The sequence below is a fragment of the Pollutimonas bauzanensis genome (assembly GCF_040393045.1).
In the GTDB taxonomy this organism is placed as follows: Bacteria; Pseudomonadota; Gammaproteobacteria; order Burkholderiales; family Burkholderiaceae_B; genus Pollutimonas; species Pollutimonas bauzanensis_A.
Genome location: NZ_JBEBUX010000184.1, coordinates 1 through 6,089 on the forward strand (window position 1 = coordinate 1; position 6,089 = coordinate 6,089).

Consider the following 6,089-nt stretch of genomic DNA (forward strand, 5'->3'; position numbering starts at 1 on the left):
TTGCCGTGGGGAATCCGGCACGGATAATCCGAACCGCAAATCCCGTCGACGACAATGCAGGTTAGCGTTGACCGTCCTGCCGGGTATTTTGATTTTTTTGGTTCAAGGCGGCAATAAGTCCGTCGATTCCGTTTTGCCGGATTTGCTGTGAGAACTGATTCCTGTAGTTTTGAATCAGCCAAATGCCTTCCACATTCAGGTCGTAGATTTTCCAGCCTTCGGGTGTTTTCTCCAAACGATAATCGACACCGATTTCCGGCCCGTTGCGTTGGGAGAACGTGGTACGTACTACGACATCCGCAGCATTCGGGTCTCCGCGGAATGGCAATACGTTTAACGCCGCAATTTTATCGACATCGGATAGCGCTCCGCCGTAGGTCCGGATTAAGGTCCCCCTGAATGCATCAACCAAGTCGTTGCGTTGCTGCTCAGTGGCTGTGCGCCATCCTTGGGCTGCTGCCAGACGGGTGGTTTTTCTGAAATTCACGTAAGGCAGCAGGTATTGGTCGACCAGCTCGTTGATGCGGCGCGTGTCGCCTTGTTTGGCCGCCGCATCGCCTCTGACGGCATTTAATGCGTTATTGCCGACGGTTTGAACGAATTCGTTGGGAGGGGCGTTTGGATCAACAGGATCTTGGGCGTGCGCCGTCGCCCAACCGCCCATAATGACCAAAGCGAACACAGCCAGACTGCCGGTCAGGATGCGCCGGGCTTTGGCCACGATAATAGGTAAGGAGGGCTGAGAAACGATGCACGAGTTCATGGCTTTCGGCTATTGCTTGATGACGCCGCAGGCAGTTCGAGCACCGCCGCCGCCCAGCGCTTGAGGATGGTCTGAATGATTGTCGCCACCCTTATGTACCATCAGCGCGCGGTTTGCGACCTGGGATAGTTTTTGCAAGCGAGGCGCCAGGACAGGATTGCTGGCATTGCCTTGCGCATCTACATACAGGGCAGGCAAGTCGCCCAAGTGGCCGTCGCCCCATGGAAACCCATGTTTTCCGGTGCTTTCGGGGTCAAGGTGCCCGCCGGCGGCTCCTGCTGGTGTGATCTTGCCATCTTTATCAGACGTCTCGCAGCTTGGGTTTTGGTGAACATGAAAGCCATGGATGCCAGGCGCCAAGCCTTTAAGTGTCGGCGTAAACACCAGCCCATATTTGGATTCTGAGATAGCCACCGTGCCAAGCGCTGCGGCTACGCCATCTTTATTTACCTCGTGTACTTGCACAAGGATGTCCGAATGCGCAACAGTTGCCAGGCAAAGGCCGGCAGATAGGGCAAGGGTATGTAAGACAGTTTTCATTAGAGCTCCTGTAGCACTGCGTGCGTCAGTGTATTTCATTCTATTCCCTAGTCTTCACCTAAGTCGATGCCATCGTCATCCAGTGGGCTGGCCTTGGGTTGGCCGCTTTTCTGTTGAGTTGGCCGTTTGAGTCCAAGTTCGGGTAGTAAATCCTTTTCTTCGCCGGTGACACCCTGTTCTTTACGCGAAGGCTTGTTTTTTCCTGCAAGTGAGATATGGGTTTCGCCTGGGCGGATTTTGGCTTGCATCATGGTCACTCCTTGATTGATTACACACCTGGAGCAACGAGCAAGTTTCGTGCCCTTGCAATCCGTTTGCTCAAGTACGCGGTCAAATGGCGAGCAGGCACGGTGCTTGCTAGGGCTCTGGCGCCACTACGGTGACTATCGTGAGTCTTCGGAGACGGGGCATAAACACTAGCTAATAGGGGAAGAATTATGCTGAGTAATGAGAATGATCCGGCATTGCCGATGGGTATAGGCGCGAACGCAGCGGTTGGGTACAGTTCCAGCGGCGTTTCTTGGGGAGCCATTTTGGCGGGTGCTGCTGCGGCGGCCGCGCTTTCGTTGATCTTGGTCGTCTTGGGATTTGGGCTGGGGTTTTCAGCAGTCTCCCCTTGGCCTTCCAGCGGCGCGGAGGCGTCAACCGTGGGTATTTCAGCAGCAATATGGTTGGCGCTAACCCAGATTGCGGCGGCAGGTGTAGGCGGGTATTTGGCGGGACGCTTACGGGTCAAATGGACTGACGTGCATACCGACGAGGTTTATTTTCGGGACACAGCTCACGGCTTGTTAAGTTGGGCGGTCGCCACCATAGCCACTGCCGCTCTGTTGGGCTCTGTTGTGACGGGGATAGTCAGTACTGGCGCTCAAGCGGCCGGCAATATTGCGTCTTCGACTTTGTCCGTTGTACAGAGTGCAGCAAGCAGCGCCAGCAAGGGCGGCGATAATAACTCACTCTCGTATTTTGTCGACTCATTATTCCGGTCGGATCAGCCCGTCACTGGCGATCAAGGCGGATCCCGGGCGCAGAGCGAAGCGGCTACCGTTCTAATGCACAGCATAAGCACCGGTACGCTTGATGCCCAGGACAAGACCTATCTTGCGAAACTGGTTGCTCAACATACCGGGTTGAGTCAGGCTGACGCGGAAAAGCGTGTGGATGATTTATATGCCCAGGCGCAGCAGGCTATAGAGCAGGCCAAGACCAAAGCAAAAGAAGCGGCGGATGCTGCGCGTAAAGCGGGTGCCGGCGCTGCACTATGGACATTTGTCGCTCTTTTATGCGGTGCCTTCTTTGCAAGCCTTGCAGCGATATGGGGTGGCAGGCGGCGTGATATGGCTGTCATCGATACTGCTACGTATTAACACCGTTTAATTGTCATTTAGGAAAGGAATTTAACAATGCGATCAATCTTGCTTTTCTTGCTCGGTGTGCCTATTCCCATCATCATTCTTTTGGCGTTGTTCTGGCATTAAGCTTGGCGTTACCCGGACGTTTATTTTGCGCTTGGTGTTTCATGGCAGCGAGATGCGTCCGGGCGTCGTTTACATGATTTCGCTGTAGGGTTCGAAACGTCCGGTCTTGGGGTCGCGGATAAAAAGCACGCCGGTACCGACGCCAAAATAAGCGCCATGCAATGTGAGCGTTCCTGCTGCAACCGCGTCGCGAACGGCGGGAAAGGTCATCAGGTTATCAAGGCTGTAGTCGACGACACCCCACTCGAGTTGCCTGATCCAGCTTTCACGATCTTCAGTTGGCGGGCCGACGCGCTCGGCAACTGGTGCGATTTGCGACATCCATTTGCCGATGAAATCACGTTTTGTTAAAGGCGCGGCATGGCTTGCAAAGGCCGCCACCCCACCACAACTTGCGTGACCCAGCACGACGATATGCTTGACCTGGAGTGCGTTGACGCCAAACTCGATCGCAGCGCTTGTGCCGTGAAATGAGGTCTCGGTGTCGGCCTCGCAAGGGGGGACAAGGTTGGCAATATTGCGGATTACAAATATTTCGCCAGGGTCCGCATCGAAGATCGTTTCTGGTGCAACGCGCGAATCGCCGCAGCCAATGACCATGATCTCTGGATGTTGGCCAGTTCTGGCGAGTTCTTCGTAACGTTCTCGTTCGCGGGAAAGGCGACCGTTTAAAAATGACTGATAGCCGGAAGTGAGCCTTGAGGGAAACACTTGGAGTTCCTTTTGTTATTTGAAGCCTAGGGATTTTACTCCTTGGGCACGCTATATGCTTGAGGGGCTAGCGGTTAATACTTATAGACATCGGCACGTTGTGCCATTATTCAGGAGTTCTGCTATGGCGACATTTACTGACAAAGCCAACGAGGCCATTGATAAAGGGGCAGATGTGGCGGATACGGCAATAATCGGGGCGGCGGAAGCGGCCTCCAATGCAACAGCAAAGGCTAAGCACCTGGCACACGATGCCGTGGACAGTGGCCGCGATACCCTCGAGGGTGCCCTGATATGCGCAAAGGACATGGTTCGCGCCAATCCACTTATGGCGATTGCTACCGTTGCCGCTGTCGCCTATCTGTGGGGGCGTATTAACCGCTAGTGAAAGCTTTGTACCTGAAGTGATGCTGGCATTTTCAGGAGAGATCGCCGATACTGAAAGGCCAGTCTCATAAGGGTCCATAGTGCGCAAAGTAGTTTCGTTCGGGATATTTTCGGTGGTGGTGGCTGCGGCGTTTTCGGCGTCGGCTCAGGACTACGATCGCTATGGACACGCCCTGATATCGGATGCAGAAGGCTGGGTCTATGTCGACCGAAATCAGCGCCCGCTGATAAGGCCCTATATCTTCGATAACGGTCCGGACTATTTTGAAGAAGGCTTGGCGCGGTTTGTTAAAGACGGCAAAATGGGCTTTCACGACAAGGCGTTGAACATCGTTATTCCCGCGCGATATGATTTCGTGTTTCCGTTTCAAGACGGTGCGGCGAAGGCCGGCACAAATTGCAGAAGAGAGCGCGCAAGCGAGCATACATCCGTGTACTGCGAAAAATGGGAAAGCCTGAGCAAGCCGGAACAATAAGCGGCTGCAGGTATGGCGCCGCGATTATCAAATAGGAATTTCAGTCTTGATCGAGTTAAACACGGCGCATCGAATTTCCAGTCTTCAAGCTCTCGAGGCGCTTTATGGAACACCCGCAACAGCTTCCATCAAGAAGGAAGTCACTTACATTCATCCGTATTACCGAAAGTTGGTAGAGGCAGCGTCTTTTGCCGTCCTGGCCACTAATGGGCCCGACGGGCTCGATGCTTCCCCAAGAGGCGATCCTGCAGGCTTTATCCGTGTTCATGATGAAAAAACCTTGCTGCTGCCGGATCGTCGGGGCAATAACAGAATAGATAGCCTGCGAAACATTATTTACGATCCGCGAGTTGCCATTTTGTTTTTGATTCCAGGTGTCGGCGAGACATTGCGAATAAACGGCCGGGCCACCATTACTACCGATCCGGCATGGCTGGAGCAATTTCCGATGGGTGGCAAGTTTCCTTCGTCGGTGCTTGTTATTGATGTGGATAAGGTGTTTTTCCAATGTTCGCGGGCCATTCTCCGGTCACGGCTATGGGATCCAGCCTTTCACGTAGGGCGTGCTTCATTGCCAAGCGCAGGCGCAATCCTGGAAGCACTGAGCAACGCGGAAATCGATGGCCAGAAATATGACGCCGAGCTACCCGCGCGCGTGGAAAAAACCCTGTACTAACTGAGGACGGCAGGACATTTTTGCGCGTCGCCTACAATTGGACGATACCCCGGTCGAGCACCGGCCCGTAGTATCCCCATTTGAGCAGAATGACCAGTAGAAAGAAGCCAGTTACCCGCAGAAGAAATTCAAATTCAAAATCGAAAACAAGTCGTCCATCCACCGGTCGCTTCAAGCGCTTTCTGCAGGCATTCAGCGCTTCCGCCATCACTGCTTTCAGCGTTGCCAGTTTCCTTCTTAACCCGCAATGGGCCGAAGAGGTTTCGTTTGACCAGGTCTTATCGCAGTTCGGTCTCCCTGCTCAAGAGTCTTCGGTCGCGCGGGCCGTGGTGGCCCCGGGTGATTTGGTCCAAACCCGCTTCGCCGGATGCCGACAGTTTTTCCCGGGAGGGCAGCCGCCGGTCGTGCCCGGAGCCCAAGCTTTGCGTGAGCTGTGCTTTTCATCGTTCGCCATCTTGTACAGCGGTCAAACGAAAACGCCGGTATTCGTTGCCCAGCGGCTGAATCGCCGGGCGCTTGTGCAGGGCCAAGGCATTCCGAGGACGGACAAATTCTATGCGGAAGCTCGGGTGCCGCGTGCCGAACGAGCTGAACTTCCAGACTATCGCGGTTCAGGGTATTCGCGCGGACATATGGCGCCGGCGGGAGACATGCATAGTCCCGAAGCAATGGCGCAAAGCTTTTCCCTGGCTAATATGGTTCCGCAGAATCAGACCCACAACGCGGGAGCGTGGAGCCGCATTGAGCAGGATACGCGCAAGTACGTAATGCGGGCCTCTGGCGATGTCTATGTATTTACAGGTCCGGTTTACAGTGCCCGGCCACAGGCGATTGGGGCAGGGCGGGTTGCCGTTCCGAGCCATTTGTACAAAGTGGTGTACGACCCGATGACTGGAAGGTCTTGGGTACATTGGCAGGAGAACAGCGCCAATACCAAAGCCGGCGCGCCGATCACGTACGATGAGTTCGTGCGGCGCACCGGGTTTCAATTATTGCCGCGGCGCCCAATCAAGACCACCAATGCAAGCATGCAGAAACCAAAGCCGGCGTAAAAGGTG

The 6,089-nt window shown here is 54.6% G+C and carries 9 protein-coding genes; 5 read left to right on the top strand and 4 right to left on the bottom strand.

All coding sequences use genetic code 11. The features are described 5' to 3' along the window. Positions 1-61 precede the first annotated feature (61 nt). The 3 genes from ABWO67_RS18725 to ABWO67_RS18735 all read right to left on the bottom strand — a co-directional run bounded on the left by ABWO67_RS18725 (position 62) and on the right by ABWO67_RS18735 (position 1,554). Positions 62-664 (bottom strand): MlaC/ttg2D family ABC transporter substrate-binding protein, encoded by a 603-nt coding sequence (locus ABWO67_RS18725; RefSeq protein ID WP_353154683.1) that lies wholly within the window; start codon positions 662-664, stop codon positions 62-64. A gap of 108 nt (positions 665-772) precedes the next feature. After that, a complete protein-coding gene (sodC, locus tag ABWO67_RS18730; protein WP_353154663.1) occupies positions 773-1,303 on the bottom strand; it encodes a superoxide dismutase [Cu-Zn] SodC in 531 nt (176 codons plus the stop codon). Positions 1,304-1,350: 47 nt separating this feature from the next. After that, positions 1,351-1,554: a hypothetical protein gene (locus ABWO67_RS18735; protein ID WP_353154666.1), complete on the bottom strand. Its 204-nt coding sequence runs from the start codon at positions 1,552-1,554 to the stop codon at positions 1,351-1,353. Positions 1,555-1,740: 186 nt separating this feature from the next. On the opposite strand from ABWO67_RS18735, the gene ABWO67_RS18740 reads away from it, so the two are divergent. Further along, positions 1,741-2,670, top strand: a complete 930-nt coding sequence (locus ABWO67_RS18740) for a hypothetical protein (RefSeq protein ID WP_353154669.1) — start codon at positions 1,741-1,743, stop codon at positions 2,668-2,670. 180 nt (positions 2,671-2,850) lie between these two features. Here ABWO67_RS18740 and ABWO67_RS18745 read toward each other — a convergent pair whose 3' ends face one another. Further along, positions 2,851-3,492 (bottom strand): carbonic anhydrase, encoded by a 642-nt coding sequence (locus ABWO67_RS18745; RefSeq protein ID WP_353154672.1) that lies wholly within the window; start codon positions 3,490-3,492, stop codon positions 2,851-2,853. 124 nt (positions 3,493-3,616) lie between these two features. On the opposite strand from ABWO67_RS18745, the gene ABWO67_RS18750 reads away from it, so the two are divergent. The 4 genes from ABWO67_RS18750 (at position 3,617) to ABWO67_RS18765 (ending at position 6,083) form a co-directional block, all read left to right on the top strand. Next, complete coding sequence (locus ABWO67_RS18750; RefSeq protein WP_353154674.1) at positions 3,617-3,877, top strand: hypothetical protein; 261 nt, start codon at positions 3,617-3,619, stop codon at positions 3,875-3,877. A gap of 82 nt (positions 3,878-3,959) precedes the next feature. Next, positions 3,960-4,355 (top strand): WG repeat-containing protein, encoded by a 396-nt coding sequence (locus tag ABWO67_RS18755; protein ID WP_353154677.1) that lies wholly within the window; start codon positions 3,960-3,962, stop codon positions 4,353-4,355. Positions 4,356-4,404: 49 nt separating this feature from the next. After that, positions 4,405-5,031, top strand: a complete 627-nt coding sequence (locus ABWO67_RS18760) for a pyridoxamine 5'-phosphate oxidase family protein (RefSeq protein ID WP_353154685.1) — start codon at positions 4,405-4,407, stop codon at positions 5,029-5,031. Between the two features lie 89 nt (positions 5,032-5,120). Continuing rightward, entirely contained in the window at positions 5,121-6,083 is a 963-nt protein-coding gene (locus tag ABWO67_RS18765) for a DNA/RNA non-specific endonuclease (protein ID WP_353154680.1), read from the top strand. The last annotated feature ends 6 nt before the right edge of the window (positions 6,084-6,089 follow it).

Bases quoted from the DNA above. Each gene is read 5' to 3' on its own strand.
- ABWO67_RS18725 (WP_353154683.1), bottom strand. From the start codon at position 664: ATGGGCGGTTGGGCGACGGCGCACGCCCAAGATCCTGTTGATCCAAAC.
- sodC (WP_353154663.1), bottom strand. From the start codon at position 1,303: ATGAAAACTGTCTTACATACCCTTGCCCTATCTGCCGGCCTTTGCCTG.
- ABWO67_RS18735 (WP_353154666.1), bottom strand. From the start codon at position 1,554: ATGATGCAAGCCAAAATCCGCCCAGGCGAAACCCATATCTCACTTGCA.
- ABWO67_RS18740 (WP_353154669.1), top strand. From the start codon at position 1,741: ATGCTGAGTAATGAGAATGATCCGGCATTGCCGATGGGTATAGGCGCG.
- ABWO67_RS18750 (WP_353154674.1), top strand. From the start codon at position 3,617: ATGGCGACATTTACTGACAAAGCCAACGAGGCCATTGATAAAGGGGCA.
- ABWO67_RS18765 (WP_353154680.1), top strand. From the start codon at position 5,121: ATGACCAGTAGAAAGAAGCCAGTTACCCGCAGAAGAAATTCAAATTCA.